Source organism: Patulibacter ginsengiterrae, assembly GCF_056269115.1.
The window spans coordinates 215,218-241,953 of record NZ_JBWDOG010000005.1 but is presented as its reverse complement, the minus strand read 5'-3'; the positions used below and the strand labels follow the sequence as shown (position 1 = coordinate 241,953).

General features: G+C 72.8%; 27 protein-coding genes. 6 read left to right on the top strand and 21 right to left on the bottom strand.

Translation table 11 applies throughout. The features are described from left to right. Positions 1-90 precede the first annotated feature (90 nt). Both ACVUH9_RS10220 and ACVUH9_RS10215 read left to right on the top strand, forming a co-directional pair. Positions 91-1,296 carry an MFS transporter gene (locus ACVUH9_RS10220; RefSeq protein ID WP_475756497.1) on the top strand — a complete coding sequence of 402 codons (1,206 nt, stop codon included), beginning with the start codon at positions 91-93 and terminating at the stop codon, positions 1,294-1,296. Positions 1,297-1,507: 211 nt separating this feature from the next. Beyond that, positions 1,508-2,338, top strand: a complete 831-nt coding sequence (locus ACVUH9_RS10215; protein ID WP_475756495.1) for an aldo/keto reductase — start codon at positions 1,508-1,510, stop codon at positions 2,336-2,338. A gap of 6 nt (positions 2,339-2,344) precedes the next feature. On the opposite strand, the gene ACVUH9_RS10210 is transcribed toward ACVUH9_RS10215, so the two are convergent. Continuing rightward, positions 2,345-3,760 carry an MFS transporter gene (locus tag ACVUH9_RS10210; RefSeq protein WP_475756493.1) on the bottom strand — a complete coding sequence of 472 codons (1,416 nt, stop codon included), beginning with the start codon at positions 3,758-3,760 and terminating at the stop codon, positions 2,345-2,347. A gap of 70 nt (positions 3,761-3,830) precedes the next feature. Between ACVUH9_RS10210 and ACVUH9_RS10205 the strand changes: the two genes are divergently transcribed. Next, the gene (locus ACVUH9_RS10205; RefSeq protein WP_475756567.1) at positions 3,831-4,346 is read left to right on the top strand and encodes a winged helix-turn-helix transcriptional regulator; all 516 of its coding nucleotides are present in this window, start codon (positions 3,831-3,833) and stop codon (positions 4,344-4,346) included. A gap of 137 nt (positions 4,347-4,483) precedes the next feature. Here the strand turns inward: ACVUH9_RS10205 and ACVUH9_RS10200 are convergent, their stop codons facing one another. After that, positions 4,484-4,987, bottom strand: coding sequence for a DUF4396 domain-containing protein (locus tag ACVUH9_RS10200; RefSeq protein WP_475756491.1), 504 nt, complete (start codon positions 4,985-4,987; stop codon positions 4,484-4,486). A 90-nt stretch (positions 4,988-5,077) separates the two neighbouring features. On the opposite strand from ACVUH9_RS10200, the gene ACVUH9_RS10195 reads away from it, so the two are divergent. Together ACVUH9_RS10195 and ACVUH9_RS10190 are read left to right on the top strand one after the other, a co-directional pair. After that, the gene (locus ACVUH9_RS10195) at positions 5,078-5,797 is read left to right on the top strand and encodes a trimeric intracellular cation channel family protein (protein WP_475756489.1); all 720 of its coding nucleotides are present in this window, start codon (positions 5,078-5,080) and stop codon (positions 5,795-5,797) included. A gap of 79 nt (positions 5,798-5,876) precedes the next feature. Continuing rightward, complete coding sequence (locus ACVUH9_RS10190; RefSeq protein ID WP_475756487.1) at positions 5,877-6,407, top strand: SIMPL domain-containing protein; 531 nt, start codon at positions 5,877-5,879, stop codon at positions 6,405-6,407. A gap of 175 nt (positions 6,408-6,582) precedes the next feature. On the opposite strand, the gene ACVUH9_RS10185 is transcribed toward ACVUH9_RS10190, so the two are convergent. The 10 genes from ACVUH9_RS10185 to ACVUH9_RS10140 all read right to left on the bottom strand — a co-directional run bounded on the left by ACVUH9_RS10185 (position 6,583) and on the right by ACVUH9_RS10140 (position 16,841). Next, positions 6,583-7,734: a C45 family autoproteolytic acyltransferase/hydolase gene (locus ACVUH9_RS10185; RefSeq protein WP_475756485.1), complete on the bottom strand. Its 1,152-nt coding sequence runs from the start codon at positions 7,732-7,734 to the stop codon at positions 6,583-6,585. Positions 7,735-7,751: 17 nt separating this feature from the next. After that, positions 7,752-8,504 carry an SDR family NAD(P)-dependent oxidoreductase gene (locus ACVUH9_RS10180; RefSeq protein WP_475756483.1) on the bottom strand — a complete coding sequence of 251 codons (753 nt, stop codon included), beginning with the start codon at positions 8,502-8,504 and terminating at the stop codon, positions 7,752-7,754. Then, positions 8,501-9,265 (bottom strand): SDR family NAD(P)-dependent oxidoreductase, encoded by a 765-nt coding sequence (locus ACVUH9_RS10175; protein WP_475756481.1) that lies wholly within the window; start codon positions 9,263-9,265, stop codon positions 8,501-8,503. The genes ACVUH9_RS10180 and ACVUH9_RS10175 overlap by 4 nt, the downstream gene beginning before the upstream one ends. Beyond that, a complete protein-coding gene (locus ACVUH9_RS10170; protein ID WP_475756479.1) occupies positions 9,262-10,023 on the bottom strand; it encodes a polysaccharide deacetylase family protein in 762 nt (253 codons plus the stop codon). Before ACVUH9_RS10170 ends, ACVUH9_RS10175 begins: the two co-directional genes overlap by 4 nt. Then, complete coding sequence (locus ACVUH9_RS10165; RefSeq protein WP_475756477.1) at positions 10,023-11,141, bottom strand: branched-chain amino acid ABC transporter permease; 1,119 nt, start codon at positions 11,139-11,141, stop codon at positions 10,023-10,025. The genes ACVUH9_RS10170 and ACVUH9_RS10165 overlap by 1 nt, the downstream gene beginning before the upstream one ends. Then, the gene (locus tag ACVUH9_RS10160) at positions 11,138-12,025 is read right to left on the bottom strand and encodes a branched-chain amino acid ABC transporter permease (RefSeq protein WP_475756475.1); all 888 of its coding nucleotides are present in this window, start codon (positions 12,023-12,025) and stop codon (positions 11,138-11,140) included. Before ACVUH9_RS10160 ends, ACVUH9_RS10165 begins: the two co-directional genes overlap by 4 nt. Beyond that, positions 12,022-12,762: an ABC transporter ATP-binding protein gene (locus ACVUH9_RS10155; protein ID WP_475756473.1), complete on the bottom strand. Its 741-nt coding sequence runs from the start codon at positions 12,760-12,762 to the stop codon at positions 12,022-12,024. The genes ACVUH9_RS10160 and ACVUH9_RS10155 overlap by 4 nt, the downstream gene beginning before the upstream one ends. Further along, positions 12,749-13,555, bottom strand: coding sequence for an ABC transporter ATP-binding protein (locus ACVUH9_RS10150; protein WP_475756471.1), 807 nt, complete (start codon positions 13,553-13,555; stop codon positions 12,749-12,751). Before ACVUH9_RS10150 ends, ACVUH9_RS10155 begins: the two co-directional genes overlap by 14 nt. Next, positions 13,543-14,832 (bottom strand): ABC transporter substrate-binding protein, encoded by a 1,290-nt coding sequence (locus tag ACVUH9_RS10145; RefSeq protein ID WP_475756469.1) that lies wholly within the window; start codon positions 14,830-14,832, stop codon positions 13,543-13,545. The genes ACVUH9_RS10150 and ACVUH9_RS10145 overlap by 13 nt, the downstream gene beginning before the upstream one ends. A 176-nt stretch (positions 14,833-15,008) precedes the next feature. Further along, positions 15,009-16,841 carry an ABC transporter substrate-binding protein gene (locus tag ACVUH9_RS10140; protein ID WP_475756467.1) on the bottom strand — a complete coding sequence of 611 codons (1,833 nt, stop codon included), beginning with the start codon at positions 16,839-16,841 and terminating at the stop codon, positions 15,009-15,011. A 334-nt stretch (positions 16,842-17,175) separates the two neighbouring features. Between ACVUH9_RS10140 and ACVUH9_RS10135 the strand changes: the two genes are divergently transcribed. Further along, on the top strand, positions 17,176-17,949 hold the full coding sequence (locus tag ACVUH9_RS10135) for a sulfite exporter TauE/SafE family protein (RefSeq protein ID WP_475756465.1): 774 nt from the start codon (positions 17,176-17,178) through the stop codon (positions 17,947-17,949). Positions 17,950-18,241: 292 nt separating this feature from the next. Here the strand turns inward: ACVUH9_RS10135 and ACVUH9_RS10130 are convergent, their stop codons facing one another. The 9 genes from ACVUH9_RS10130 to ACVUH9_RS10090 are packed head-to-tail and all read right to left on the bottom strand — an operon-like array spanning position 18,242 to position 26,633. After that, positions 18,242-18,634, bottom strand: a complete 393-nt coding sequence (locus tag ACVUH9_RS10130; RefSeq protein WP_475756463.1) for a cupin domain-containing protein — start codon at positions 18,632-18,634, stop codon at positions 18,242-18,244. Further along, on the bottom strand, positions 18,634-19,578 hold the full coding sequence (locus tag ACVUH9_RS10125) for a DUF6282 family protein (RefSeq protein ID WP_475756461.1): 945 nt from the start codon (positions 19,576-19,578) through the stop codon (positions 18,634-18,636). Before ACVUH9_RS10125 ends, ACVUH9_RS10130 begins: the two co-directional genes overlap by 1 nt. Continuing rightward, entirely contained in the window at positions 19,562-20,365 is an 804-nt protein-coding gene (locus tag ACVUH9_RS10120) for an HpcH/HpaI aldolase family protein (RefSeq protein ID WP_475756459.1), read from the bottom strand. Before ACVUH9_RS10120 ends, ACVUH9_RS10125 begins: the two co-directional genes overlap by 17 nt. Then, on the bottom strand, positions 20,362-21,411 hold the full coding sequence (locus ACVUH9_RS10115; RefSeq protein ID WP_475756457.1) for a dihydroorotate dehydrogenase: 1,050 nt from the start codon (positions 21,409-21,411) through the stop codon (positions 20,362-20,364). Before ACVUH9_RS10115 ends, ACVUH9_RS10120 begins: the two co-directional genes overlap by 4 nt. Beyond that, positions 21,398-22,714 carry an aminotransferase family protein gene (locus ACVUH9_RS10110; RefSeq protein WP_475756455.1) on the bottom strand — a complete coding sequence of 439 codons (1,317 nt, stop codon included), beginning with the start codon at positions 22,712-22,714 and terminating at the stop codon, positions 21,398-21,400. The genes ACVUH9_RS10115 and ACVUH9_RS10110 overlap by 14 nt, the downstream gene beginning before the upstream one ends. A 49-nt stretch (positions 22,715-22,763) precedes the next feature. After that, entirely contained in the window at positions 22,764-23,876 is a 1,113-nt protein-coding gene (locus ACVUH9_RS10105) for an ABC transporter ATP-binding protein (RefSeq protein WP_475756453.1), read from the bottom strand. Continuing rightward, a complete protein-coding gene (locus ACVUH9_RS10100; RefSeq protein ID WP_475756451.1) occupies positions 23,873-24,673 on the bottom strand; it encodes an ABC transporter permease in 801 nt (266 codons plus the stop codon). The genes ACVUH9_RS10105 and ACVUH9_RS10100 overlap by 4 nt, the downstream gene beginning before the upstream one ends. Then, positions 24,673-25,572 (bottom strand): ABC transporter permease, encoded by a 900-nt coding sequence (locus tag ACVUH9_RS10095; RefSeq protein ID WP_475756449.1) that lies wholly within the window; start codon positions 25,570-25,572, stop codon positions 24,673-24,675. The genes ACVUH9_RS10100 and ACVUH9_RS10095 overlap by 1 nt, the downstream gene beginning before the upstream one ends. An 8-nt stretch (positions 25,573-25,580) precedes the next feature. Continuing rightward, positions 25,581-26,633: an ABC transporter substrate-binding protein gene (locus tag ACVUH9_RS10090; protein ID WP_475756447.1), complete on the bottom strand. Its 1,053-nt coding sequence runs from the start codon at positions 26,631-26,633 to the stop codon at positions 25,581-25,583. Positions 26,634-26,736 lie beyond the last annotated feature (103 nt).

Here is a 26,736-nt window from a genome sequence, read left to right as displayed (position 1 = left end):
CTGCAATCATCGGCGTCCGCAAGTATTTCGGTCGCTGGTTGTTGTTCAAGCCGCAGACCAAGCCTACCACCGCCCTCCGAGGTCCTCCCGATGCCCATCGCCCTCATCGCCCTCGCCATCAGCGCGTTCGGAATCGGCACCACCGAGTTCGTGATCATGGGCCTGTTGCCCGACGTCGCCGGCAGCTTCGGCGTCTCGATCCCGACCGCCGGCCTGCTGATCTCCGGCTACGCGCTCGGCGTCGTGGTCGGCGCCCCGGTCCTGACCGCCGCCGCGACCAAGATCCCCCGCAAGACCGTCCTGCTCTGGCTGATGGTCCTGTTCATCGCTGGCAACCTGCTCTCCGCGCTCGCCCCCAGCTACGGCCTGCTGATGACCGGCCGGATCGTCGCCGCGCTCTCGCACGGGGCCTTCTTCGGGATCGGCGCGGTCGTCGCCGCCGACCTCGTCGCCCCCGAGCGGCGGGCCAGCGCGATCGCCCTGATGTTCACCGGCCTGACCGTGGCGAACGTGCTCGGCGTGCCGATGGGCACCCTGCTCGGCCAGTCGTTCGGCTGGCGCTCGACCTTCTGGGTCGTCAGCGCGCTCGGCCTGATCAGCCTGCTGGCGATCCTCTTCCTCGTCCCGCGCCAGCCGCTGGTGCCGGGCGGGGGCCTCCGCCGCGAGCTCGCCGCCTTCCGCGACCGCCAGGTCTGGCTCGCGCTGGGCATGACCGCGCTCGGCTTCGGCGGCGTCTTCGCCTCGTTCACCTACATCGCCCCGATGATGACCGGGCTGGCGGGCTTCTCCGAGAGCTCGCTGACCCTGCTGCTGATCGTCTTCGGCGTTGGCCTCGTGATCGGCAACGTCGTCGGCGGCAAGCTCGCCGACCGCTCGCTGATGCCCAGCCTCTACGCGATGCTCGCCGCACTGACGGTGATCCTGTTCGCCTTCGCCTTCACCGCCCACTCCCAGATCGGCTCGGTGATCACGCTGTTCCTGCTCGGCGCCGTCGGCTTCGCGACCGTCCCGCCGTTCCAGGCGCGGGTGCTGCAGAAGGCCGCGGGCGCGCCGACGCTCGCCTCGGCCGCCAACATCGGCGCCTTCAACCTCGGCAACGCGGCCGGCGCCTGGCTCGCCGGGATGACGATCACCGCCGGGCTCGGCTACACCGCGCCGAACCTCGTCGGCGCAGGGCTCGCCCTCGCCGGCCTGCTGGTCGCCCTGCTGGCCGGCGGCCTCGAGCGACGAGACCGCAACCGGGCAGCCGCGCCGCGCGCCGGCGCAGCCCCGATTCCCGCCGCGCCCCGGGCCTGACCGGGCCGCGACCGACCGAGCCGCGCGACGGCCCACCCCGTCCGGGACATGGACGGCCCCGCCGGCGCCTCCGGATGGCGTGCGGAAGTCCCCCGCGTCCCGGACGGCCTCGGCGTCACCACCCGCACACCCACCCGGCCGTTTGCCCGCGCCCACAACGGGCAGACGCCAGACGAGCCTTCCCGACCCGCAACCCACCCCGGAGCACTCCATGCCCACGATCCCCCACCTCGCCCTCAACAACGGACCGACGATCCCCCAGTTCGGGTTCGGCGTCTTCCAGGTCCCCGACGAGGAGACCGCCGCCGCCGTCACGTCCGCCCTCGAGGCGGGCTACCGCAGCATCGACACCGCCGCGATCTACGGCAACGAGCACGGCGTCGGCCGGGCGATCGCCGAGGCCGACGTCGACCGCGACGAGCTGTTCGTGACCACCAAGCTGTGGAACGCCGACCAGGGCTACGACAGCGCCCTCGCCGCCTACGACGCCAGCCTCGAGAAGCTCGGCCTCGACGACGTCGACCTCTACCTGATCCACTGGCCCGCCCCGGCCAACGACCTCTACCTCGACAGCTGGCGGGCGCTCGAGCACCTGCTCTCCGAGGGGCGCGTGCACTCGATCGGCGTCTCGAACTTCACCGTCGAGCAGCTCGAGCGGGTCCTCGAGGTCGGCTCGATCGTGCCCGCCGTCAACCAGATCGAGCTGCACCCCGCGCTCCAGCAGGCCGAGCTGCGGGCCTTCCACGCCGAGCACGGGATCGTGACCGAGGCCTGGAGCCCGCTCGCCCAGGGCGAGGTCCTCGACGACCCGGTGCTCGTCCAGATCGCCGAGGCCCACGACCGCACCACCGCCCAGGTCGTGCTGCGCTGGCACCTCCAGATCGGCAACGTCGTGATCCCCAAGTCGGTCACGCCGGAGCGGATCCGGCAGAACATCGACGTCTTCGACTTCGCGCTGAGCGACGACGACCTGGACGCGATCGCGACCCTCGACCGCGGTCACCGACTCGGGCCGGACCCGGCGGTCTTCGCGGGCGGCTGAGCGACGTCAGCGGCCGGCGCGCGGCCGACTTACCGCGGCGATCGTGGCCGCGACGAGGCAGAGCCCGGCCGTCACCGCGGCGGCCAGGTTCCAGCCCTCGACCAGGCCGGCCGCTCCCGGGGACGAGCCGCCGGCGGAGACCAGCGCGACCACGATCGCGACGCCCGCGGCGCCCCCGAAGTAGCGGGCGGTGTTGTTGGCCCCGGCCCCCATCCCGGCGCGGTCGGCCGGCACCGACTCGACCGCGACCCGCCCGAGCGCGGCGTTGCCGATCCCGCTGCCGATCCCCGCGATCAGCAGGCCCGGGGCGACCCGCGCCCAGCCGGCGTCGGTCGTGAGTCCGGTCAGGGCCAGCTCGCCGACGGCGCAGAGCAGGAAGGCGAGGATCAGCCGGTGGCGGCCGTCGAGCCGCGCCGGCAGCCGCCGTGAGTACCAGGCGACGACGGCACTGGTGCCGGACCAGACCGCGAGAACCGCGGCGCTGCCGAGGCCCGAGAGCCCGAGCGCGGCCTGGCCGAAGGTCGGGAAGAAGCTCATCAGCGAGATCAGCGCCAGGCCCATGAAGAGCGCGCCGCTGGTCGAGACCACGAACAGCGGCCGGGCGAAGAGCGACAGGTCGAGCATCGGCCGGCGCCGCCGCAGCTCGATCGCCGCGAACAGGCCGAGCAGGGCGAGCCCGCCGCCGAGCAGCCCGATCGTCGCCGGGTCGGTCCAGCCCGCGCGGCCCCGGATCACGCCCGCGGCCAGCGCACCCATCCCGCCGGCGAGGGTCGCCACCCCGGGCAGGTCGATCGGCGACGGCCGCGACGAGCGCGACTCGACCAGCCTCCGGCCGGCGAGTGCGAGCGCGAGCGCGGCGACCGCCTCGACCACGTGCACCAGTCGCCAGCCGCCGTGCTGCTCGAGCAGCGCCGCCAGCAGCGGCCCGAACGCGATCCCGGCCCCGACCATCGCCCCCCAGATCCCGGTCGCGCGGGTCCGCCCGGTGCCGCTCGGGAAGGCGTGACCGATCAGGCCGAGGCTGGCGGCGAGCACGCCCGCGCCACCGACGCCCTGGAGCACGCGCGCGACGACCTCGACCGACATCGACCAGGCGCTGGCGGCCAGCAGCGACGCGGCGGCCAACAGGATCGTGCCGGCGACGAAGGTCCGGCGACGGCCGAGGTCGTCGGCGAGCGCTCCGGCGACCAGCAGCGTCGCGGCGAGCCCCAGGCTCATGCCGCTCAGCGCCCAGGTCTGACCGGCGACCCCGGCCCCGAACGAGGCGGCCGTCGGGCCGACGATCGTGGTGATCGTGGTGAAGGCGACGAGCACCAGCAGCGTGCCGGCCGCGGCCACGACGAGCGTGCGGGCGGCCTCGTCGGCCCCCACCTGCTGCTCGTGCCGCTCGTCGCTCTGGATCGTCGCCACCGTCGTCCCCATGGTTCGTTGATCGAACTGCCGGGGACCGTACCAGCTTCAGTTCGGTCACCGAACCGTGCGCTACGATCGGCTGATGCTGGGCAACCGCTACGAGGGCCAGGCGTGCGCCGCGGCCCGCACGCTGGAGGCGATCGGCGAGCGCTGGACGCTGCTGATCGTCCGCGACGCCTTCTACGGCGTCCGCCGGTTCAGCGACTTCGCCGACCATCTCGACGTCCCGCGGGCGGTGCTCTCCGACCGCCTCCGCAGCCTGGTCGCCGACGGCATCCTCGTCCGCGAGCCCGATCCCGACCGTGGCGATCGCCACGACTACCGGCTGACCGCCGCCGGCGAGGACCTCTGGCCGGTGATCCACGCGCTCGTCAGCTGGGGCGACCGCCACCGGGTCGACGGCCCGACCTACCGCTGGTTCGCGCACGCCGTCTGCGGAACCGAGCTCGACGCCCACGGCCGCTGCCCGACCTGCGACGTGACGCCGGCGCCGGGCGAGATCGAGACCGCCCTCCGGCCGGGGATGGACTCCCCCCGCGACGACGCGGTGACGCTTGCGCTGCGGGAGCCGCGGCGGCTCCTGACGCCGCTCTGAGGCGGGCATCGCGGCGGGCCCGGGGACCGCGGCGGACCGGGGCATCGCGGCGGACCGGGGCATCGCGGCGGGCCAGGGAACCGCGGCGGACCGAGGCATCGCGATGCGAGCGCTGGCCTCGGGGGCCGCCGTGCCGCCTAGTGGTAGGCGTGGACCACGGCGTGCCCCTTGCCGCGGCCGATCAGCCAGCGGTTGACCGGCACCGCGGCGAAGAACGCGATCAGCAGCGCGAACGCGAGCGAGCCCCAGAAGAGCGGGTCACCGAGCCCCGCGGCCATCGCCCCCGGCACGACCAGGATGATCGCGGAGTCGACGACCTCCATCGTCGCGATGCTGAAGGTGTCCGCCGCCAGCGCCAGCCGCAGCACCTGCCGCTTCGGCAGCCCGGCCCGCAGCAGCGGCAGCATCGTCAGGCCGTAGCCGAAGACGAAGGCGAGCGCGATCGCCACCCCGATCGAGAGCGCGTCACCCCAGCCGAACGCGGTCGCCAGGACCATCCCGAGGACCTCGCCGATCGCGCAGCCGGTCAGGCAGTGAACGGTCGCCGCGACCGCCGTCCGGGTCAGCTCGGCGCCCGACTGCGGCTCGTGGCCGGCGTGCTGGTCGTGCCCGCCGTGGTGGTTGTGCGCCATCCCCTCCATCGCTCGCACTATATACCCCATAGGGGTATTGTCAACCGGCGGTCGCGAGCGCATCCGGCGGCCGACCCAACCGCTCGTCATGATGAGCGCGTGACGCTCGCGATCACCACCGTCGCCCTGCCGCTTGGACTCGACCTCGCCGCGGTCGCGGTCGGTGCCGTGTTCGGGGCCTTGGTGGCACTGCGGCGCGACCTCGACCTCACCGGCGTGATCGGCCTGGCCGCCTGCGGCGGGCTCGGCGGCGGCGTGACCCGCGACCTGCTGCTGAACCAGATGCCGGTCGCGCTGACCCACGGCTCGTACCTGCCGGTCGCGTTGGCGACCGGGGTGGTGATGCTGATCGCGCACCCCCAGGCCCAGCGGCTCGACGACCTGCTCGACCTGTTCGACGCGATCGCGCTCGGGCTGTTCGCGATCGTCGGCGCCTCGAAGGCGCTCGACGCCGGGCTCGGGCCGGTCGCCTCGGCCGCCGTCGGGGTCGTCTCGGCGACCGCGGGCGGCGTGCTCTGCGACCTGCTCAGCGGCCAGCGGCCGTACATCTTCGGCCCCGGCCCGATCTACGGCCTCGCCGCCGCCGCAGGCAGCGCCGTCTACGTCGCCGCCGAGACGCTCGGCGGCAGCGTCGCGCTCGGGCTGGTCGTCTCGCTGCTGGTCACCGTCGGCCTGCGGCTGCTCGCCGTCCACCGCGGCCTCAGCACCCCGGTGGCGACGGCGACCCGGCTCCCGCGCACGGTCCCCGGTGCGGAGGGCTGGCGGGTCCGGGTCCGGATCCCCCGGCGCAACGGTCGCGAGCGGCCGCCGCGGCGGTAGTCGGAGGCCCCCGGCAACCGGGGAGGAGCAGCGGGGGCCCGTGCTACGTTCGCCCCTCCCCGTCCCAGAGAGGCTTCCCATGAAGCGCTGGATCTCCATCGTCCTGAGCGCGGCCGCCGCGCTGATGATCGTCGGCGTGCTCGGCGTCGCGAACGCCGACACCGGCCCCGCCCCGGCGACCACGGCACCCCCAGTCCGGGTGATCACCGTCAACGGCGCCGGCGCCCGCGGCGTCGCGAGCAGCGCCCCCGCGGCCGAGGCGACCGCGGCCTACGGCCAGGCCCTCGCCGACGCGCTGGCCGACGCGAAGACCAAGGCCCAGGCGCTCGCGGGCGCGACCGGCGTCGCGCTCGGGTCGGTCCAGTCGGTCGTCGAGCAGAGCAACACGCCGATCAGCGGCTGCCAGGGCGGCTACGCGATGGCCGCCGAGGGCGACGCGGCCAAGCGCCCGGCGAAGCCGGCGCGTGCGCCGAAGCCGGCGCGGAAGCACCCGTCGGGCAAGAAGAAGCAGCCGGCGAAGGCCAGCGCTCGCACGGTCGCGCCCGCCCCGGCCGCCGACTGCTCGGTCGACGCCTCGCTGACCGTCAGCTACGCGGTGACCGGCGGCTGAGTCCCCAGAACGGTGCGCTCGCCGGGGCACTGACGACGAACGCACCGTTCTGCCCTCACCAGTCCCCAGTTCGGTGCGCTCACCGGCCGGGGCCCGCCAGCGCGCCGTTCCGGGGTGGCCTCCGCCCGCCCCGCGCGAACCACCGGCCGCGCCGCCTCGACGGCGCCCACGACGCTCAGGCCGGCGGGGTCACCACCGGCGACGGCTTCGAGAGGAACTCCGCGTAGTCGAGCCGCTCGAACGCGACGTCGGCGGGGATCCCCGAGGAGAGCCAGAGCGTGCGCTCGGCCGGGTCCATCACCAGGCCGGTGATGGTCGCCCAGCGGGTCACGCCCGAGTCACGGGGATCGGGCCGGCAGCAGATCCCGTACGGCCGCATCCGCTCGTCCATCAGGATCCGCTGGCAGGCCTCGACGTCGAGCGGGCCGGCGTCGCGGCCGGTCAGCTGGTTCAGGCGCTCGAGCCGGAACGGGCTGTCGGGCATCGCCCACAGCGAGACGTCGCGGACGTCGCTGTCGGGGCTCGTGAAGTGGTTGACGTGCAGGACGACCCCGTCCTGCGGGTAGCCGAGGAAGGTCCGCGTGTGGTCGCCCGGAGCCGCCTCGACGTCGACGGCGATCCCGTCCTGGTGTGCCAGCAGGTAGTTGGCCGACGACGAGCGCTCGGACTGCAGGATCGCGGCGAGCCCGTCGCTGATCGCCTCGCTGTCGAGGATCGAGCGCAGCAGCACGTGGTACGGGAGGCCCGGCTTGCCGACGTCCTCGGAGCTGACCAGCGCGTTGGTGACGAGCGCGACGCCGGAGGAGTTCATCCCCGCCTTGGCGAGCAGCCCGGCCTCGACCACGGTCACGTAGTCCGGTCGGTCGTCCTGCTCGGCCTCGAGCACCACGACGGTGTCGAAGCTGTGGACGAGCCAGTCCCAGTTCTGCGCGACCAGCAGCCGCCCGTCGACCGTCCGCTCGGGCATGACCGCGAGCGCGCTGCACTCCAGCGGCGGGGCCGGGGTCGACGTCCCCGCGGCGGCCTGGCGGGCCTTGGCGGCGAACATCACCTCGGTCCGGACGTTGATCGCGAGGATGTCGAGCTCGTCGACCCCGGCGCCCTCGGCGATCCCGCGGATCTCCTCCAGGTAGCGCGCGCCGTGCTGCTCGATCGGGGCCCGGAACGGCGCCGCCTCCTCGAGCACCCGCGCCCAGTCCCAGCCGGCGTAGTGGGCGAAGACCTGCTCGTAGGCCTCGATCGAGCGGCGCACGCGGTCGCGCGCCTGCTCGCCGTACTGGCGGCCGCGCTCGCGCGGGCCGCCGCTGACTCGGATCCTCGGATACATCGGGAACTCCCGGAGACTCAGGTGATGCTGGCGCCGCCGTCGACCGGCAGCACCGCGCCGGTGACGTACGAGGCCGCGTCGGACAGCAGGAACTCGATCGTGCGCGCGACCTCGTCGGCGCGACCGAGGCGGTCGAGCGGAACCCGCCCGGCCAGGAACTCGCGGGTCGCCTCGGGGTCGTCGGTGATCCGCAGCATCGGCGTCTCGATCACCCCCGGGCTGACCGCGTTGACCCGCACCTGCGGCCCCCACTCGGCGGCCATCTGGCGGGTCAGGCCGAGCAGCCCGGCCTTGCTCGAGGCGTAGGCCCCGGCCGGCTCGTGGGCGTCGGCGTGGGTCGCCGCCAACGACGAGACGTTGACGATCGCGCCGGGGCGGCCGTCCTCGGCGTCGCGGAGGCCGCGGTAGACGGCCCGCCCGACGAGGAACGCGCCGCGCAGGTTGATCGCCAGGACGCCGTCCCAGGCGTCGGCGTCGACCTCGACCAGCGGCGCGATCGGGTAGATCCCCGCCGACGAGACGAGCAGGTCGGGGGTGCCGCCGAGCAGCACGCCGGCCTCGCGGACCGCGTCCTCGACCTCGACCTCGTTGGCGATGTCGGCGCGGACGAAGCCGGCACCGATCCCCTCCGCGATCGTCGCCGCAGCGGCACCGCGGTCGAGCACGACGACCTCGGCCTCGGCGTCGAGCAGCAGCTGGGCGACGGCCAGGCCGATCCCCGACGCACCGCCGGTGATCAGGGCCCGCCGGCCGGCGAACGCGCCGCTCACGAGAGCAACAGCCCGCCGTTGACGTTGATCGTCTGGCCCGTCACGTAGGACGAGTCCGACGACGCCAGCCAGACGACGGCCCCGGCGACGTCCTCGCCGGTGCCGTGGCGGCCGAGCGGAACGATCTCGCGGGCGAGCTGCAGCTCGTGCTCGAACGTCGTCCCGGCGCGGACGGCCCGCTCGCGCAGCTCGTCGAAGTGCATCACCGACTCCATGTGGCCGGGCGCGATCGAGTTGACGCGGATCCCCTGCGGGGCCAGCTCCAGCGCCAGCGACTGGGTCAGCAGCGTGACGCCACCCTTCGACGACGAGTAGGCGCCGCCGAACGGCACGCCCTGCTGGCCGAAGATCGAGCCGATGTTGACGATCGAGCCGGAGCCCTGAGCGGCCATCGCGGGGACGACGGCACGGCAGCCGAGGAAGGTCCCGGTCAGGTTGACGTCGAGCGTGCGCCGGAAGGCGGCCACGTCGGTCTCGGTGATCGGGTCGCCCGGACCGCCGATCCCGGCGCAGTTGACCAGCAGGTCGACGCCGCCGAGGGCCTCGATCGCGGCGCCGAAGGTCGTCGCCACCGCCTGCTCGTCGGCGATGTCGCAGACCAGCCCGACGACGGTCGCCTCGCTGGTGGCGGCGAACGACGCCGCGGTCTCCTCGACGGCGGGGATCGCGTCGAGCAGCGCGACCGAACCGCCGTCGCGGACCAGCCGCTCGGCGATCCCGGCCCCGAGCCCGCGGGCCGCGCCGGTCACGATCGCCCTCATGCCACGCCCTCGGCGATCTCGGCGCAGGTGGTCACGCGGACGTCGTCGTGCGTTAGGACGAACCCCAGGAAGCTGTCGAGGAAGGCCAGCCGGCTGGGCCGGCCGATGATCTGCGGGTGCATCGTGAAGACGCACGAGCCACCGTGGCGGCGGAGCCCGAGGAACTCCTCCTCCCAGATCTCGCGGACCTGGCGGGTCGTGGCGATCGAGTTGTTCCAGTCGGCGTTGGAGAACCAGAAGTGCGCGGCGTCGTCGAGCAGCCACTGCACGGGCAGCTCGACGAGGTCGGTGCCCTCGTGGCGGTAGGGCCGCAGGTCGTCCATGAAGTTGGAGGAGTACCGCAGACCGTGCTGCTGGAGCAAGCCGATCGTCTCCGGGCTGAACTCCCAGGAGGGCGAGCGGTAGCCGTAGAGCGTCGCGCCGAGCCCCTCGAGGACCTCGCGTGCGCGGATCAGCTCCTGCTCCTCCTCGCCCGGGGCGAGCCCGGCGGGCGAGCGGTGCGTGTAGCCGTGGAGGCCGATCTCGTGCCCGGCGGCGAGGATCTCCCGCACCCGCTGCGGGTGGCGCTCGGCGACCCGTCCCGGGGTGAAGAAGGTCGACCGCACGCCGTGGCGCTCGAGCAGCTCGAGGATCAGCGGGATCGCGACCTTCGCCCCGTAGGTCCCCTGCGAGAGGACCCCCGGGCGATCCGCGTTGGCCGGATCCTCGCCGATCCAGACCTCCTCGGCGTCGAAGTCGAAGCTGAACGCGACGTCCATCAGAGGCCTTCCTGGGTGGTCAGTGGCGCACCGGCGGCGCTCGGCCGTGCACGCGTGGCGTCGGTCCCGCCGGACCCTCCGGCCGCGGGCGGCACGGGCGGGGCGCCGTTCCCGGACGCGGGCGGAACGACCTCCTCCTCGTTCATCCAGCGCACGATCCGGTCGCGGACCCGGCCGACCTCGAAGGCGATCCCGCGCGGGACGAAGACCACGATCGCGATCAGGACCACGCCGAGCACCGTCAGCTGCGTGCCGGGATGGTCGATCAGGGCCTGCTGGACGGCGGTCAGGACGATCGTGCCGACGATCGGTCCGGCGATCGTGCCGAGCCCGCCGACGACCATCATCGTCACGTAGATGCTCATCGGGGTCAGGCCCATCACGGCCGGCGAGATGCTGCCGTTGTAGAGCGTGTAGAGCATCCCGGCCATCCCGGCCAGGAAGCCGGAGACCGCGAACGCCATCACCCGGTAGCGGAGCGGGTCGATCCCGCGTGCCGAGCCGTACGCGAGCGAGTCGCGCATCGTCCGCAGGGCGAGCCCGAACGGCGCCCGCGTCAGCAGCACGCTGCCGATCGTCGCGAGCACCACGACCGCCAGCAGCAGCCAGTAGTAGGCGCGGGCCGACCAGAGCGGCGAGAGCGACGTGAACAGGCCCTCGACGCTCGGCATCCCGAGCGCGCCGCCGGTCGTGCCGGTGGTGTCGTTCTGGATCACCAGTTGCACGACCTGGGCCGCGGCGAAGGTCAGCAGCGAGGTGTAGATGCCGTAGAGCCGCAGGGTCGGGATCGCGATCACGACCGCGAGCGCCGCCCCGGCGATGCCGCCGACCACGATCGCCAACCAGGGCGAGAGCGACAGGTGGATGATCAGCAGCCCACCGCCGTAGCCGCCGACGGCGAACATCGCCAGCTGGCCGAAGTTCCAGACCCCGGCGATCCCGAGCAGGAAGTTCCAGCTGATGTTGAGGACGACGAAGACGAGCATCGTCACCAGCACCCCGATGCCGTAGGCACTGGGGTAGATGAAGGGGATCAGCGCGGCGAGGACGATCAGCGCGCTGCTGAGCAGGACCTTCTCGCGCGAGAAGGTCGCCTGCATCAGGGTCGGGCGGGTCACAGTCGGGCCTCCAGAGAGCGGCCGGCGATACCTCGCGGGCGGATGACCAGCACGACGAGGATCACGATGTAGAGCAGCGGCAGCGCCCAGGTCGTGCTGACGTAGACCGACGCGGCGGCCTGGACGAAGCCGATCACGTAGGCCGCGATGATCGCGCCCTGGAGGCTCCCGAGGCCGCCGAAGACGACGACGATCAGGGCCAGCAGCAGCGGCTGGTCGCCGGCGGTCGGCGAGGCGAAGTACTGGGTGGCGAGGAAGACGCCCGCGACACCGGCGATCGCCGAGGCGAAGCCCATCACGAGCGGGAAGACCCGCTTGATCGGCACGCCCATCAGGCGGGCCGCGTCGAGGTCCTGCGCGACGGCGCGGATCGCGATCCCGTACCGCGAGCGGTTCAGGAAGAGCGCGAAGCTGACCATGATCGCGAGCGCGATCAGCGTCATCACGATCGACTGGTACGGCAGCGACACGCTCTCGTAGAGGTGGACCGATCCGCTGACCAGCTCCGGCACGTTGCGCTGGCGGGGCCCGAAGAACTGCAGGGCCAGGTTCGCCAGGACCATCGCGACGGCGAACGTCGTGATGAAGGTGATCATCTCGAAGTCGGTCCCGCGGCGGCCGATCAACGGCTGGACGGAGACGACCTGGGTCAGGACGCCGAAGGCGAAGGTGACGACGAACGCGGCCACGATCGCCAGGACCGGACTGAGCCCGGCGCTGGTCATCACCGCCCAGCCGACGAAGCCGCCGATCATCACCATCGAGCCCTGCGACATGTCGAGCACGCGCAGGATCCCGTAGATCAGGGTCATGCCGAGCGCGACCAGGCCGTAGATCGAGCCGAGCACGACGGTGCTGACGAGGATGCTGAGGATGTCGCTCATGAGGGGAGCACTCCGAGGTAGGACTGCGTGACCGTCGGGTCGTTGGCCAGCTCGGTGGGCGAGCCGGTCCGCACGATCTGCCCCATCTCGAGGACGCAGACGCGGTCGGCGAGCTCCTCGACGTGGGTGAAGTTCTCCTCCACGAGCAGGATCGACGTCTCCTGCTCGCGGGCGACGGCGGCGATGATCTCGTAGACCTGCTCGACGATCACCGGGGCGAGGCCGAGCGAGGGCTCGTCGATCACCAGCAGCCGCGGCTCGCGCATCAGGCCGCGACCGATCGCGACCATCCGCCGCTCACCGCCGGAGAGGGTCCGGGCGCGCTGGGCACGCCGCTCGCGGAGCTTCGGGAACTGGTCGAAGACCCGCTCGATCGCCTTCCGGCGACCGCGCCAGGCGGCCTTGGGGAAGGCCCCCATCAGCAGGTTCTCCTCGACCGTCAGGTCGGGGAAGAGGTGGTCGCCCTGGGGGATGTGGATCAGGCCGGTCTCGGTCAGGCGCTCGGCCGGACGACCGTCGATCCGCTGGCCGTCGAAGACGACCTCGCCCGCGCTCAGCGGCAGCAGGCCGCTGATCGCGCGCAGCAGGGTACTCTTGCCGTGGCCGTTGGGGCCGACGATCACGAGCGTCTCGCCGTGGTGGACGTCGAGGTCGACGTCGCGCACGATCGTCGTCTCGCCGTAGCCGGACCGCAGGCCGCGGACCCGCAGCAGCGACTGGGGCTCAGTGTCCGGCATTGCGGGCCGCCTTCTCGCCGAGGTAGATCTCGATGACGCGCCGGTCGGCCAGCATCTCCTGGGGCGTGCCCTCGAAGAACGGCTTGCCCTGGTGCATCACCAGGACGCGGGCCGAGAGCTGGACCAGCGCGCGCATCACGTGCTCGATGCAGACGACCGCGACGCCGAACGCGGCGACGGCCTCGATCAGCACCAGGGTGCGATCGATCTCGTCGGCGTTGAGGCCGCCGAACGGCTCGTCGAGCAGCAGGGTCCGCGGGCCGAGCACGACCGCGGTCGCGATCATCAGCCGCTTCTTGTCGAAGACGCCCAGCAGCTCGGCCGGGTCGTCGGCCTGGTCGGCGAGGCCGGACCACGTCAGCGCCCACTCGGCGTCGGCGACGGCGTCGCGGCCGAGGCCGTTCCAGTGGTCGCCGGCCTTGCCGAAGCGGGCGGCGACGATCAGGTTCTCGAAGACGGTCAGGCTGCCCGCGACCGTCGGCTGCTGGAACGTGCGGGCCATCCCGACGTGGCAGCGCTTGTGGACGCTGGCCCCGGAGAGGGACCTCCCGCCGAGCAGGACCTCGCCGGCGGTCGCCGGGGTCAGGCCGCTGACGACGTCGAACAGCGTCGTCTTGCCGGCGCCGTTGGGACCGGCGATCCCGAGCACCTCACCGGGCTGGGCGATCGTCGACACGCCGTCGACGGCGCGCAGACCGCCGTAGTGCTTCTGGATCCCGCGCAGCTCGAGCGTCGCCGGGTTCGCGACGCCCAGCGCCGAGGTGCTCGACGCCTGATCGCTCAGCGCAGCCACGAGGGCTCCTCGAAGCTGCCCGTGGTGTACGGATCGGGCGAGATCAGGACCTGCTTGCCGTTCTGGATCTGGTACGTCTGGAGGACCATCCCCAGCGACGGATCGCGCTCGGCGGCCGGGTACGGCATGCAGGTCAGCTGGTCCGGGCCCATCTTGTAGGCGCCGTTGACGCCGCGGAAGACCTGGCCGCGGACGTTGGCCGAGACCTCGTCGTAGGCGTAGGGCGTCGAGGCCAGCGAGGCGGCCTGGGCCCAGAGCCGGATCATGTCGTAGTTGGCGCCGGCGTTCGAGCGGCCCGGATCCTGCTTGTAGGCCTTGCGGTACGAGTCGAAGAAGCGCTTGCCGAGCGAGTCGTCGAAGATCGTCCCGGTCGTCGTCGCCCACATCACGCCGTTGGCGGCCTTGCCGGCGAGGTCGAGGTACTCCGGAACCGACGGCGCGTACAGCTGGTAGACCAGCGAGCGGGTCGGGGCCTGGGCGAACTGCTTGATGAACGACGCCTCGTCGCCCGGCAGGTAGTCGCTCTGGAAGACCACGTCCGGGTCGTGCTTGCGGATCCGGGCGAGGACACCGCCCCAGTCGGCCTGCGGTGCGGTGTAGGAGTCGTACTGGACGACCTTCCAGCCGGACTTCTCGATGTCCTTGCGGAAGGTGCTGGCCACGCTCGAGCTGTAGGCGTCGTTCGAGGTGACGATCGCCGCGGTCTTCTGGCGCGGCTTGAACTTGCCGTTCTTGATCAGGTCGTCGACGACGGCGGTGAAGCCGGTCGCGTACCACGTCTCCGAGGGGCAGGCCTGGAAGAGGTTGTCGTAGCCGTTCTTGACGGCGAAGTCGACGTTGCCCTGGAACGTGTTGATGTGGAAGAGCGGGATCTTCGACTTGCCGACGATCGGCGTCTCGATGTTCGTGTAGGTCAGGAACGGCGAGAAGATCGCCGCGACCCCGTCGCCGACGAACTTCCGCATCGCCGCCGTCATCACGTTCGGCGCCTGGTCCTTGGCGTCCTGGACCTGGATCTCGATCGGGCGCCCGCCGATGCCGCCGGCGTCGTTGATCTGCTTGGCGCCGAGCTTGAGGCCGCGGAGCTGCTCCTGGGCGTCCCCGGCAGCCGCGCCGGTGACCGGCAGCAGCGCGCCGACGACGACGGGCTTGCCCGTGCCGCCGCCTGATTCGGCGCCCTGCGCCGACTGGCCGCCGAAGAAGCCGGCGGCTCCGCCGAGCAGCAGGCTGCCGAACGTCGCCGACCCCATGCCGGTGACGAGCTGCTTACGGGTCACACCCGCGGGACGTCGTGTCGGTTCCTGCGTCATACCGTTCCTCCTCCGGGCCCGGACCGGACCGTGCGAGGGCGCACAGTAACCCGGGCTCCTGGTGGGCGCCATACGTCAATCGACGTAGGCGCGGGGCTCGCCGGCGACCGTCGTCGCCGGGACTCTTCGCTGTTTCCGGCCGTTCAGCCGCGGGCGCGGGAGAACCACGGTGGCAACCGGAAGCTGCCCTCCGCGTAGAGCCGCGGATGCACGATCCGGTTGGCCCCGTCCTGGATCTGGAAGACGAGGTGCGCCTGGCCCAACGACGGATCGGGGGTGTCGTACGGGTAGGTGAGGCCGGTCTGGCGGTCGTGGCCGAGCACGTAGGTGCCGTTGACGCCGCGGTGCGCGACCCGCCGCAGCTCGTCGCCGACGGCGTCGAACGCGCGCGGGTTGCCGACCCGCGCCCAGGCCTGGGTCAGGAGGCTGACCTGGTCGTACGAGAGCCCCGCCTGCGAGCGCCCGGGCAGCATCCCGTAGGCGGCCTGGTAGCGCTGCGCGAACGCCGCCCCGATCCGGTCGCTGTAGCTGCCGGTGACCGTGCCCCAGACGACCCCGTCGGCCGCGGGACCGGCCAGCTGGACGTACTCCGGCACCGACGGTGCGTAGACCCCGTAGATCAGGGTGTCGGTCGGGTCCGCGACGAACGCTCGCTGGAACGCCGCGACCTCCTCCGGCACGAAGTGCGTCAGCATCACCGCCGCCGGCTCGGTGCTGCGGATCTGGGCCAACGCGGTCGTCCAGTCGACGCCGTGGACGTCGACGTGCAGGAGCGCGTCGATCTTCCAGCCCGAGGCCTCGATCGCGTCGATCGCCGCCGGGGTCGTGATGTGCCCGCCGGGGACCCGGGTCTCGACGAAGACGAGCCGGCGGTTCGGTGGGCGCCAGGTCCCGGCGAGCACCTGGTCGTCGAGGAAGCGCACGAAGCCGGCGCCGTAGTGGACCTCGGTCGGCCCGACCTGGAAGACCTGGGCCAGCCGACTGCGGTCGCTGGCGACCCACTCGGCGTGGATCTCGGAGGTCTCGGTGGTCAGCAGCGGGCAGCCGTAGTCGGCGACCGTCTCGTAGCGGGCCGGGTCCTCGGCGAAGGTGTAGCCGGTGGTGATCGCGTCGACCTCGGCCTCGACCAGCCGCCGGAGCGCGGCGTCGACCTCCGACGCGCTGCCGATGTCGACGTCGATCACCAGCTGCTCGATCGGGCGCCCGCCGATCCCGCCGCGGCGGTTGACCTCGGCGATCGCGAGGCTCGAGCCGTTCTGCTTCTCGCGTCCGTCGGCCCCCATCGGCCCCGACAGCGGCAGGATGCAGCCGATCAGGAACGGACGTTGGCGCGAGGACCGCCGGATCAGCGGCAGCTCGGCGGCCGGCGTGCGCGGAAGCGGCGCGTCGGCCTGACGGGCGGCGACGTCGACCCGGCCGACCGGCAGCCGGCTGATGCTGCGGCCGCCGCCGGGGACGGGGAGGCGCAGCAGGCCGTGCTCGACCGCCGCGCTCGCGGCGCCCGCGCGGGAGACCTGGTCGAGCTTGGCCAGGACCGTCGCGACCTGGGTCGAGACGGTCCGGGTGCTCGTCCCCAGGTGCGCGGCGACCTCGGGGTTGCTGAGGCCGCCGGCGACGAGCGTCAGCACGTCGACCTCGCGCGGGGTGAGCCCGTAGGGCGGGTCGATCGGCCGCAGCTCGATCCGGGCCGCGGCCTCGGGCTGGCCGACCTCGGGGACCCGCTCGACGGCGACCGTCTGCCATTGGTCGTCGTCGCCGAGCCAGAGGAAGCGGAGCTGGTCGAGGTCGCAGCCGAGCATCGCCTGGAGGTAGCCGACCAGGGCGGGATGGCGCTCGAGCGCGCGGCGACCGCGGCCGTCGTTGTGCTCGGAGATCCGTCCCGAAGCCGTCACGTAGGCGCTGGCCGCCGGCAGCCCGGCCGACGAGGTTCGCGTCGGCTCGTCCCTCCCGAGCGCCCGATGTCCTGTTGCAGGCACAACCGACACGGTACGCCGTCGACGCCGTCGACGCGCAGTTATGCGCCATTTCGGACCGCTGGAGACCAACCCAACGGTCGGTCGGCTCCCCGCCGGGCGGCCTCGTTGCTGGCCCGGGAGCCGGTCCGCCGGTCCGCGGCGCGCCACGTCGACGCCGCAACGAAGCAGCCGGTCGGACGACCCGAGCCGACGGAACGACGCCAGCCGATCGGACGCCGCCCCCGCTGTAGCTCTTCTGCCCCGCCCTCGCGCGAGCGCGCACCTGCGCGCGCGAGAGCAGCGTCGTGATAGACAGGGTCGATCGCCTCCACGACGTTCAGCCGGCCGACGACCGTTGGCTAGCCTCGATCTCGCCACCGTCGTCGCCCTGGCGCTGTTCGGGCTGGCGGCGGGGATCGGGATCACGGCGGTCGGACCAGGTGGCGTGCTGGCCACGATCGGCCTCTTCGTCCTGACCGACCTGCCCCCGTCCGTGGTCGCCGGAACCGCGATCGCGACCCACGTCGCGACCGGCTTGCTCGGCACCGCCGCCTACCGCCGCTCGGGGCAGCTGCGCGACCGCCCGACCCGCAGGACGGCGCTGGTCCTGGCTGCGGCCGCGGTGGTCGGCACGCCGCTCGGGGTGTTGGCCAACGGGGCGGTCTCGGGACCCGGGTTCGGGATCCTGCTCGGCGCCCTGACCGCCACCACCGGGGTCGTGGTCTGGGTCCGCGAGCGCCGCGCCCGCCGCTTCGCCGAGCGTCCCCATCCGGAGCTGTCGCTGGCGGTGATCGCCGCCGTCGGCCTCGGCGTCGCGGTCGCGGCCGGGCTGTTCGGCCTCGGCGGACCGATGCTCGCCGTCCCGTTGCTGGTCGCGCTCGGCGTGCCGGTGCTCTCCTCGCTCGCGGCCGCCCAGGCCCAGTCGGTCGTGATCGCCGGCGTCGGGACCGTCGGCTACGCCGCCCAGGGCGCGATCGACTGGTCGCTGGCGCTGGTCGTCGGGCTCCCGGAGCTGGCCGGCGTCCTGATCGGCTGGCGGATCGCCCAGGCCGTGCCCGCGCACCGGCTGAAGTTCCTCCTGGCCGGCGCACTGATCGGGCTGGCCCCGTACCTGGCCTTCCACGGCTAGGCGCACGCCGCGACGTCGCGAACGGCCGGGGCCGGAGCGACCCTCGGCGGCACGGGCGGACCCGCGAGCCAAACAGGCGGTCGGCGAGCGCGGGCCGCAGCGGCTACTCTGGATGGGCACGGGAGCTCGCCCTCCCGTGCCGGGCCCCGGGGACGTTCACACGTCGCTCGGGGCATTTTGTTGGCCGAGCGGGCCGCACCGCGCGGCCGTTCCCGGCTCCGCGATGCGTTTCCCACGCCCACGGTGGGCGACCGACCACCGAGCGGGCCGACCGTCCCTCGTGGGGCTCCTCTCAGCCCTGCGCGTTCGGCGCCGGCGCCGACGGCGGACCGCCGTTGGCCGCGGCCACGTACTCCGGGCGCGGCGGGGCGAAGATGTCGAGCACCACCGCCGGCTCGTCGCCGAGCACCAGCGTGCGACCGTGCGGGGTGCCGGCCGGCACCCAGTACATGTCGCCCGCCCGCAGCTGCGACGTCTCGCCGCCGATCTCGATCTCGATCGCGCCCGACATCAGCACGCCGTACTGCTCGTGCTCGTCGTGGGTGTGGATCCCCGTCCGCGGCTGCCCGGCGGGGAACTCCCAGCGGACCAGGGTGCTCTGGTCGCCTTCGAAGACCGCGCCGAACAGGCCGGGCCGGATCTCGGTCCGGTCCAGCTCGTCCTGCCGGTACACGTTGCGCCGCATCAGCGGCCTCCTTCCGTGGTGGTGGATCGGGACGCGTCCGTCCCGTACAGCAGCCGCGCCGGGACGTCGGCGACCATCGCCCGCACGTCCGCCTCGGCCACCCCGGCCGCCAGCAGCCGCTCGCAGACCTTGCGGTAGGCGGCGATCGGCAACGGGTTGTTGGTCTGCCCGAGGTCGGAGCCGAGCGACGTGTTCGTCGCCCCGACCGCCTCGATCCAGTCGACGAGCACGTCGACCGTCCAGTTGCAGAAGGTCGAGTCCTCGTCGTACATGCAGAGCGAGTGCTCGATCACGGCACCCCAGGCGACCAGCTGACGGGCCTGGTCCTGGTCGACCTCGACCACGAAGTTCGGGTGGTTGACGAGCATCCGCGTGATCCCGGCGGCGTGCGCGGCCTCGAACAGGGCCATCACCTCGTCAGCGGCCAGGTGGCCGGAGGCGAGGATCACGTTGCCCGCGTCGGCGATCAGCTCGAGCGTGCGGCCGACCTCCGGCCGCAGCCGGCCCTCGCCGTCGAGGATCCCGATCGGCTCCTCCGGCATCAGGCTGCGGGCCATCTTCGGGAACCGCATCGCCTTGCCGCCGGCAGCGGCCTCGGCCGCGTGGCGCAGGTGGTTCGCCGCGCCGGTGGTCGGGAACCAGACGATCCGACCGTCCATCTGGATCGTCGCGTCGAGCGCCCGCGGGTTGACCCCGCCGACCGCGCCGTTCAGCGCGACCCCGCCGTAGGCCTCGATCCCCGCAGGGATCGAGCCCGCCCGGCGCAGCGCCAGCACGTCCGGCGCCGTGCTGTGGTGGTGGCACTTGGCGACGAACGCCCGGAAGCCGGCCTCCGCGTACTGGACCGCCAGCTCTTCGATCGAGACCTGGCGCTCGAACGTCGAGGGGAACGGGTGGGTGTGGAGGTCGACGGCGCCGTCGAGCAGGTCATCGATCGTGGTCACGGGGGATCTCCTGGTACTGGTCTCGGGCCGCGTCGAGCACGGCCCGCGTGTCGTCGATCGCGCGACGGGCCCCCGTCGCGAGCATCGACAGGTCGCCGCTGACGGCGATGTAGCGGTAGCCGGCGGCGGCGAACCGGCGGATCTGGGCCTCGCCCGCGGCGAACACGCCGAGCGCGACGCCGGAGGCGGCCGCGGCCGCCTCGATCTCCGCGATCCGGGCGGCGACCGCGGGATGGTCGAGGTCACCGGCCGCGCCGTGGTCGACGGTCAGGTCGACGGTGCCGACGAAGGCGACGTCGAGCCCGGCGACGATCTCCGCCACCGGGTCGTCGACGCCGCGGGTCTCGAACTGACCGACCAGCAGCGGACGACGGTCGCCGTCGGCGACGTACTCCGCGACGGGGACCCGGCCGTAGCCGGCGCCGAGGTGGGCGGTCCCGACCGAGCGCGAGCCGACCGGCGGGAACCGCGTCAGGTCGACCAGCGTCTCGGTGTCGGCGACGCCGCGGGTCCGCGGCAGCTGGATCCCGACCGCGCCGAGCTCGAGCAGGCGGTTGATCGGCCCGCGCGAGAGGTCCTCGACCCGCACCACCACGGGCAGCCCGTGGTAGGCCGCGGCGAGCAGCACCTCGCGGGCCTCGGCCTCGTCGATCCGCGCGTGCTCGAAGTCGCAGATCACGAAGTCGTAGCCGGCCAGCGCCAGCAGGTCGACGACCTCGCGGCGGGGCAGCTTGAGGAACGTGCCGACGACCGGCCCGCGGGCCATCGCCTCGCGCAGATCGGTCATGCCGGCCCCGATCCGGTCGCGTCCGCATCGGCGGCCGCGATCACGTCGGCGTAGCTCTGCACGTGGTCGGCGGCCTCGCCGACGATCTCCGCGGCGGAGACGCCCTGCTGCTCCAGGTACGCGAGCAGCTCGTCGCGGATCCGGGTGACCGCGGTCGGTCCCTCGACCAGGGCCGCGGTCGCGACCTGAACCGCACGGGCCCCGGCGAGCAGGAAGCGGGCGACGTCCTCGCCGCTGCGGGCGCCGTTGGTGCCGACCAGCGGCAGCTCCGGGCCGAGCGCGATCCGGGTCTTGGCGACCCAGCGCAGCGCCAGCGGCAGCGACCAGGTGCCGCTGATCGCCCCGAACGTGCCCAGCAGCGGACGACGGGTCGCCGGGTCGGGCAGGAAGCCCATGAAGCGGCCCGTCATCGCCACGATGTCGGCCCCCGCGTCGCGCGCAGCGGCGGCCAGCGCGACGACGTCGTCGGTCTCGGCGGTCAGCTTGGCGGTCAGCGGCAGCGTGGTCGCGGCGCGGACGCGGCCGACGATCTCGGCGACCGTCGCCGGGTCGGCGGGCCGGCGGATCACGCCGTCGCGGGCCTCGCGGGCGTGCGGTGCCGACAGGTTCAGCTCGATCCAGCGCAGCCCGGCGCGCTCGAGGTCGCCGACCAGGCCGACCAGCGCGTCGAGGTCGGCCGGGATCAGGCTCGGCACCACGTAGGCGTCGTGCTCGGCCGCGTAGGCGTCGGCGCGAGCGAGCGTCGCCACCCACTCCGGCCACGGGTCGGGCTGGAGCCCGGAGCGGTTGAAGATCGAGCTGCCCGGCGCGGCCGTCCCCTCGGGGACGACCCGCCAGCGCGCGTCGAGCGTGACGTGCTCGGCCGCGCGCCACTGGTGGCGGCCCTCAGGGGTCTCGTTGGCCGACTTCGCCACCACCGCGGCGGCGCCGGCGTCGATCGCCGCCCGCAGCGCGTCCTCGCTGACGAGCTGCTCCGACGCCCCGCAGACGAGCGGGTGCTTGAGCGCGATCGGGCCGAGCGCGACCCGGGGGTCAGGCCGGGGCACTGGCGCTCTCCGCCCCGGCCGCGGCGCGCGCGTTCTCGCTGAAGATCGCGACCAGGCGGTCGGCCTGCTCGTCGCTGATCACCAGCGGCGGCGAGATCACCAGCGAGGCGCCGGCCGCACGCACGATCAGCCCGTCGCGGCGGCAGCCGGCGGCGATCGCGGACGAGACCGCGGGGGTCGCGGCCTCGACGCCGAGCATCATCCCCGCGCCGCGGACCTCGACGATCTGGTCGAGCTCGGCCAGCGGCCGGAGGCCGTCCAGCAGCCGCGCGCCGACCGTCTTGGCCCGCTCCAGCAGGCCCTCGCGCTCGATGATCGCGAGGTTCTCCAGCGCGACCGCCGAGCCAACCGGGTGGCCGTTGTAGGTGAAGCCGTGGAGGAAGGTCGCGCCCTCGGCCAGCGCCAGCACGCGACGCCCGATCAGGACCGCGCCCATCGGCACGTAGCCGCTGGAGAGCCCCTTGGCGGTCACGATCATGTCGGGCTCGAGGCCGTAGCGCTCGGCCGCGAACCAGTAGCCGGTGCGCCCGAAGGCGGTCACGATCTCGTCGAGGATCAGGAGGATCTCGTGACGGCGGAGGACCTCCTGGACCCGCGGCCAGTAGCCCTCGGGCGGCGGGACCATGCCGCCGACGCCGAGGATCGGCTCGCCGACGAAGGCCGCGATCCTCTCGGGCCCGATCTCCTCGATCTTCTGCTCCAGCTCGGCGACCATCCGGTCGCAGGCGTCGGCGTCGTCGGCGCGGGCGTGCGGGGCGGAGAGGTGGACGAAGCCGTCGGGCAGCGGGCCCATCCCGGCCTTCATCGCCGGCATCCCGGTCGCCGCCAGCGAGGCCGCGCCGACGCCGTGGTAGGCGCGGTCGCGGGAGAGGATCACGTGGCGCTCGGGCCGGCCGGCGTTGGTGTTGGCCAGCCGCACCAGCTTGATCGCGGTCTCGATCCCCTCGGAGCCGCCGTTGGTGAAGAAGATCCGCTCGATCCCCTCCGGCGCCAACTCCAGCAGCCGCTCGGCGAGCGTGATCGCGGGGACGTTCGTGTAGTCGCCGAACGACGAGTAGAACTCGAGCTTGCCGATCTGGGCCGCGGCGACGTCGGCCAGCTCCTGGCGTCCGTGGCCGACCGCGCACTGCCAGAGGCCGCAGGTGCCGTCGACGTACTCGTTGCCGTCGGCGTCCCAGATCGTGGCGCCCTGGCCGCGGTCGATCACCAGCGGCTGAGCGGGCGAGCCGATCGTGCTGTGGGGGTGGATGAGGGCGGCCTGGTCGCGCGCGGCGAGGGCGGCGGAAGGGGTCGTGTCGGTCATCGAACTGCTCCTGTGTCCTGGTGGGGGATCCGGTGGCGTCGTGCGGCGTTCACGCCGCCACCGCGTTGCTCTCGTCGGCGGTCCGGGGGCCGTCGTCGCGGACCAGCGCCTGGCGCGTGTGCTCCCAGCCGACCCGCACCCGCGTCCCCGGCTGGGGCGCGACCTCGTGCTGCTCGAGCAGGGCGAGCCCGGGGGCTCCGTCGGGGTAGCGCAGCTCGACGCGGACGTAGCGCCCGGCGAAGCTGGTCGAGATGACGTCGGCCTCGACGACGTTGATCGCGTCCGACGCGCTCGGGTTCAGCTGCAGCGCCTCCGGCCGGACGACCAGCGCGGCCGCCTCGGGCGACGTCCCGCCGACGGTCCGCAGCCGCGAGAAGCCGGTGTCGAAGAGGTCGCCGCCGCTCGCCGCGCTCCCGCGGAAGACGTTCGACTCCCCCAGGAACTCGGCGATGAAGAGGCTGGTCGGCTCGTTGTACAGCTCGTGCGGGGTCCCGACCTGGGCGACCTTGCCGCGGTCGAAGACGGCGATCCGGTCGGACAGCCGCAGCGCCTCGTCCTGGTCGTGGGTGACGAAGACGAAGGTCGTGCCGAGGTCGCGGTGCATCCGCGCGATCTCGATCTGCAGCTCCTCGCGGAGCTTCTTGTCGAGCGCGCCGAGCGGCTCGTCCATCAGCACCGCGCGCGGCTCGCAGACGATCGCGCGGGCGAGCGCCACCCGCTGCTGCTGGCCGCCCGAGAGCTGGCTCGGCAGGCGGTCGGCGTACTCCTCCATCCGCACCATCCGCAGCGCCTCGCGGACGCGGCCGGCGACCTCGGACTTCGGGGTCTTCTTGTAGCGGAGGCCGAAGGCGACGTTCTTGGCGACCGTCATCTGCGGGAACAGCGCGTAGAACTGGAAGACGACGCCGAGGTTGCGCTTGTAGGGCGGGAGCCGCCCGATGTCGCGACCGTCGATCTCGATCCGCCCGCTGGTCAGCGGCGTGAAGCCGGCGATCAGGTTGAGCGTCGTCGACTTGCCCGAGCCGCTCGGCCCGAGGAAGGTCATGAACTCGCCGGGGGCGATGTCGATCGAGACGTCGTCGACGGCGAGCAGGTCGTGGCGGCCGAACTGCTTGGTCAGGCCTTCGATGCGGATGCCGTGGCCGGCATGGGTCGTGCTCATGCGTCCCTCTGGGGAGTCGTCTTGCCGGGCCGGCGCAGGAGCACCGGCACCACGATGGCGATCGTCGTCACCACGACGATCAGGCTCGATGCGGCGGCGATCGTGGGGTCGATCTCGACCGTGATCGCGTTGTACATCTGCACCGGCAGGGTCTGGAGCTGCGGGGTCTGGAGGAACAGCGCGACGACGGTCTCGTCGAACGAGGTCGCGAACGCGAAGACCGCGCCCGTGAAGACCCCGGGCCGGATCGCCGGCAGCGTCACGCGGAAGAACGTCTGCCACGGGTTGGCTCCGAGGCTGGCGGCGGCGTGCTCGATCCGGCGGTCGAGCCCCTGGAGGCTGGCCGATACGGCGACCAGCACGAACGGCAGCGCCAGCACGGTGTGCGCGAGCACGAAGCCGGCGACGTTGCCGGTCAGGCCCCAGCGGAGGAAGACCGCGTAGATCGAGACGGCGACGATGATGTTCGGGACCACCTGCGGGGCCATGTGCAGGCCCTGGGCGAACCCGCGGCCGCGCAGCCGCGTGTGCGACAGCGCGTAGGCCGAGGCGACGCCGAGGACCGTGGCGCAGACCGTCACCAGCGCGGCCACGATCAGCGAGTTCTCCAGCGAGGTCCGCCAGGCGGGGTTGGAGAAGAACTCCTCGTACCAGCGCAGCGACCAGCCCTTGGGCGGGAACGCGAACGTCGTGCCCGAGGTGAAGCTCATCGGGATCACCATCAGCGACGGCACGACGAGCACGAGGGCCACCAGCCCCGCGACGATCCGCAGCGGGGAGAGTCGGCGAAGGACCATCAGCGATCGCCTCCCGGCGTCGTGGCGGGGGAGACGGCGCGGCGCCCGACGAACTGGACGATCGCCAGCAGACCGAGGGTCACGACCAGCAGCAGGGTCCCGAGCGCGCCGGCGGCGGGGAAGTCGAGCAGCTCGCTGGTCCGCTCCTGGATCAGCTGCGCGATCAGCGACTGCTGGGACGAGCCGAGCAGGGCCGGGATCACGAAGAAGCCCATGCTGAGGATGAAGACGAGCGAGAAGCCCGCGATCGCCCCGGGGATCGAGAGCGGCATGTAGACGCGGAGGAAGGCGCTGCGCCGGGGCGCACCGAGGCTGGCCGCAGCGTCGAGGTAGCGGCGGTCGATGCCGCGCATCGCGCTGTAGAGCGGCAGCACCATGTAGGCGAGCAGCACCTGCGACATCGCGATGATCACGGCCCAGACGGTGCCGGCGAGCGAGAGCCCGAGCAGCTTGTCGACGGGGCCGTTGTCCTGGAACAGCAGCACCCAGGCGAAGCTGCGGGCCATCAGGCTGGTCCAGAACGGGAGCAGCACGACGATCATCATCAGCGTGCGGGTCCGCGCCGAGACGACCGTCATCGCGTAGGCGTACGGGTAGGCCAGCAGCAGCGTGAGCGTGGCGACCGCGAGCGAGACGAGCACCGTCCGCAGCAGCACCTTGTTGGTCACGCCGTCGCTGAAGAGCTCCTGGTAGTGGCCGAAGCCGAAGCCACCTTCGAAGAAGCTGTCACCGACGATCTTGGCGACCGGGTAGGCGAAGAAGACGAGCAGCACGAGCACCGCGGGCAGCAGCAGCCACGGTGCCGTGAGCCGGAACCTCCGGCTCCCCCGGGCGCGCGTCGCGCCCGTCGCCGCAGGCGCCGGAGGGGCCGGAGTGGCCGGGGAAGCCGGAGAGGACATGGTCGGCCTCAGCCCCCGAGCCAGAGGGTGAACTTGCGGCGGGTGTCCTCGCCGTTCTGCGCCCACCACTTGGACTCGATCTGGACGGTCTCGCCGCGATCCTTGCCCGCGAGCGGGTCGAGCTCGGCGGCCTTCGGGTCGTAGGTCGGCTTGGCGTTGACGTTGGCCGGGGCGGTCCCGGACAGCTCGGCGAACTTCGCCGACTGCGGGGCCTCGGTCGCGAACGCGATGTACTTCATCGCCTCGGCCTTGTTCGGCGCGCCCTTGGGCACCATCAGGTCGTCGGAGACGACCGTCGTCTTGTCCCAGACCGGCTTGAACGGGGCGCCCTCGCGGGTCGCCGAGAGCGCACGGGCCTGGACGACCAGCGCCATCGAGGCCTGCTTGCTGACCATCAGCTGCTGGATCTGGCCGTAGGTCTTGGCGAACGTCGTCTTGTCCTTGACGCGGCCCCAGACGTCCAGCGCGCGGTCGACGTCGAGCGGGTACAGCTGGTCCGCGGCGACGCCGTCGGCCAGCAGCGCGTTCTCGAGCAGGCCGGTCTCGACCTCACGCGAGGTGACGCGCTTGCCCGGGAAGCTCTTGGTGTCGTAGAAGTCCGCCAGCTTGGTCGGCGGCTTGTCCTTGAAGTCGTCGGTGTTGTAGAGCATCACCAGGCCGTACGAGACGCCCGGGACGCCGCAGTCGGTCGCGGTCCCCTTCGGGAACTGGTCGCGGTCGATGACCGAGTAGTCGAGCTTCTCCAGCAGGGTTCCGCACCACGAGGTGGCGCTGCCGCTGTCCCACTCCATGACGTCCCACGAGACGCGCTTGGCCTCGACCATCGCGCGCAGCTTCGCCGGGTCCGGCGGCGCGTCGTTGACGACCTTGATCCCCGTCTTCGCGGTGAAGGGGGTGCTCCAGGCCTTGGTCTGGTTGTCCTGGAACGCGCCGCCGAACGACACGAACGTCAGGCTGCCGCCCTTGCCGCCGTCGTCCGATGAACCGGTCGCGGACCCTCCGCAGCCGGTCAGGGCTGCGAGGACCGCGCAGGTCGCGATCACACCCGTTGTCTTCTTCATGGTCTCTCCTCGTACCTCTCGTTCACACCCTCGGCCCCCGGTCCGCGACCGGTGACCCTCACCCCGACGCCGGTCCAGGACCGGCGATCGTGTCCCTCGCTCG

What these genes read in the sequence shown, in the direction of transcription:
- ACVUH9_RS10220 (WP_475756497.1), top strand. Translation starts at nt 91, where the DNA reads ATGCCCATCGCCCTCATCGCCCTCGCCATCAGCGCGTTCGGAATCGGC.
- ACVUH9_RS10215 (WP_475756495.1), top strand. Translation starts at nt 1,508, where the DNA reads ATGCCCACGATCCCCCACCTCGCCCTCAACAACGGACCGACGATCCCC.
- ACVUH9_RS10210 (WP_475756493.1), bottom strand. Translation starts at nt 3,760, where the DNA reads ATGGGGACGACGGTGGCGACGATCCAGAGCGACGAGCGGCACGAGCAG.
- ACVUH9_RS10200 (WP_475756491.1), bottom strand. Translation starts at nt 4,987, where the DNA reads ATGGAGGGGATGGCGCACAACCACCACGGCGGGCACGACCAGCACGCC.
- ACVUH9_RS10190 (WP_475756487.1), top strand. Translation starts at nt 5,877, where the DNA reads ATGAAGCGCTGGATCTCCATCGTCCTGAGCGCGGCCGCCGCGCTGATG.
- ACVUH9_RS10185 (WP_475756485.1), bottom strand. Translation starts at nt 7,734, where the DNA reads ATGTATCCGAGGATCCGAGTCAGCGGCGGCCCGCGCGAGCGCGGCCGC.
- ACVUH9_RS10175 (WP_475756481.1), bottom strand. Translation starts at nt 9,265, where the DNA reads ATGAGGGCGATCGTGACCGGCGCGGCCCGCGGGCTCGGGGCCGGGATC.
- ACVUH9_RS10170 (WP_475756479.1), bottom strand. Translation starts at nt 10,023, where the DNA reads ATGGACGTCGCGTTCAGCTTCGACTTCGACGCCGAGGAGGTCTGGATC.
- ACVUH9_RS10160 (WP_475756475.1), bottom strand. Translation starts at nt 12,025, where the DNA reads ATGAGCGACATCCTCAGCATCCTCGTCAGCACCGTCGTGCTCGGCTCG.
- ACVUH9_RS10155 (WP_475756473.1), bottom strand. Translation starts at nt 12,762, where the DNA reads ATGCCGGACACTGAGCCCCAGTCGCTGCTGCGGGTCCGCGGCCTGCGG.
- ACVUH9_RS10130 (WP_475756463.1), bottom strand. Translation starts at nt 18,634, where the DNA reads ATGCGGCGCAACGTGTACCGGCAGGACGAGCTGGACCGGACCGAGATC.
- ACVUH9_RS10120 (WP_475756459.1), bottom strand. Translation starts at nt 20,365, where the DNA reads ATGACCGATCTGCGCGAGGCGATGGCCCGCGGGCCGGTCGTCGGCACG.
- ACVUH9_RS10110 (WP_475756455.1), bottom strand. Translation starts at nt 22,714, where the DNA reads ATGACCGACACGACCCCTTCCGCCGCCCTCGCCGCGCGCGACCAGGCC.
- ACVUH9_RS10105 (WP_475756453.1), bottom strand. Translation starts at nt 23,876, where the DNA reads ATGAGCACGACCCATGCCGGCCACGGCATCCGCATCGAAGGCCTGACC.
- ACVUH9_RS10100 (WP_475756451.1), bottom strand. Translation starts at nt 24,673, where the DNA reads ATGGTCCTTCGCCGACTCTCCCCGCTGCGGATCGTCGCGGGGCTGGTG.
- ACVUH9_RS10095 (WP_475756449.1), bottom strand. Translation starts at nt 25,572, where the DNA reads ATGTCCTCTCCGGCTTCCCCGGCCACTCCGGCCCCTCCGGCGCCTGCG.
- ACVUH9_RS10090 (WP_475756447.1), bottom strand. Translation starts at nt 26,633, where the DNA reads ATGAAGAAGACAACGGGTGTGATCGCGACCTGCGCGGTCCTCGCAGCC.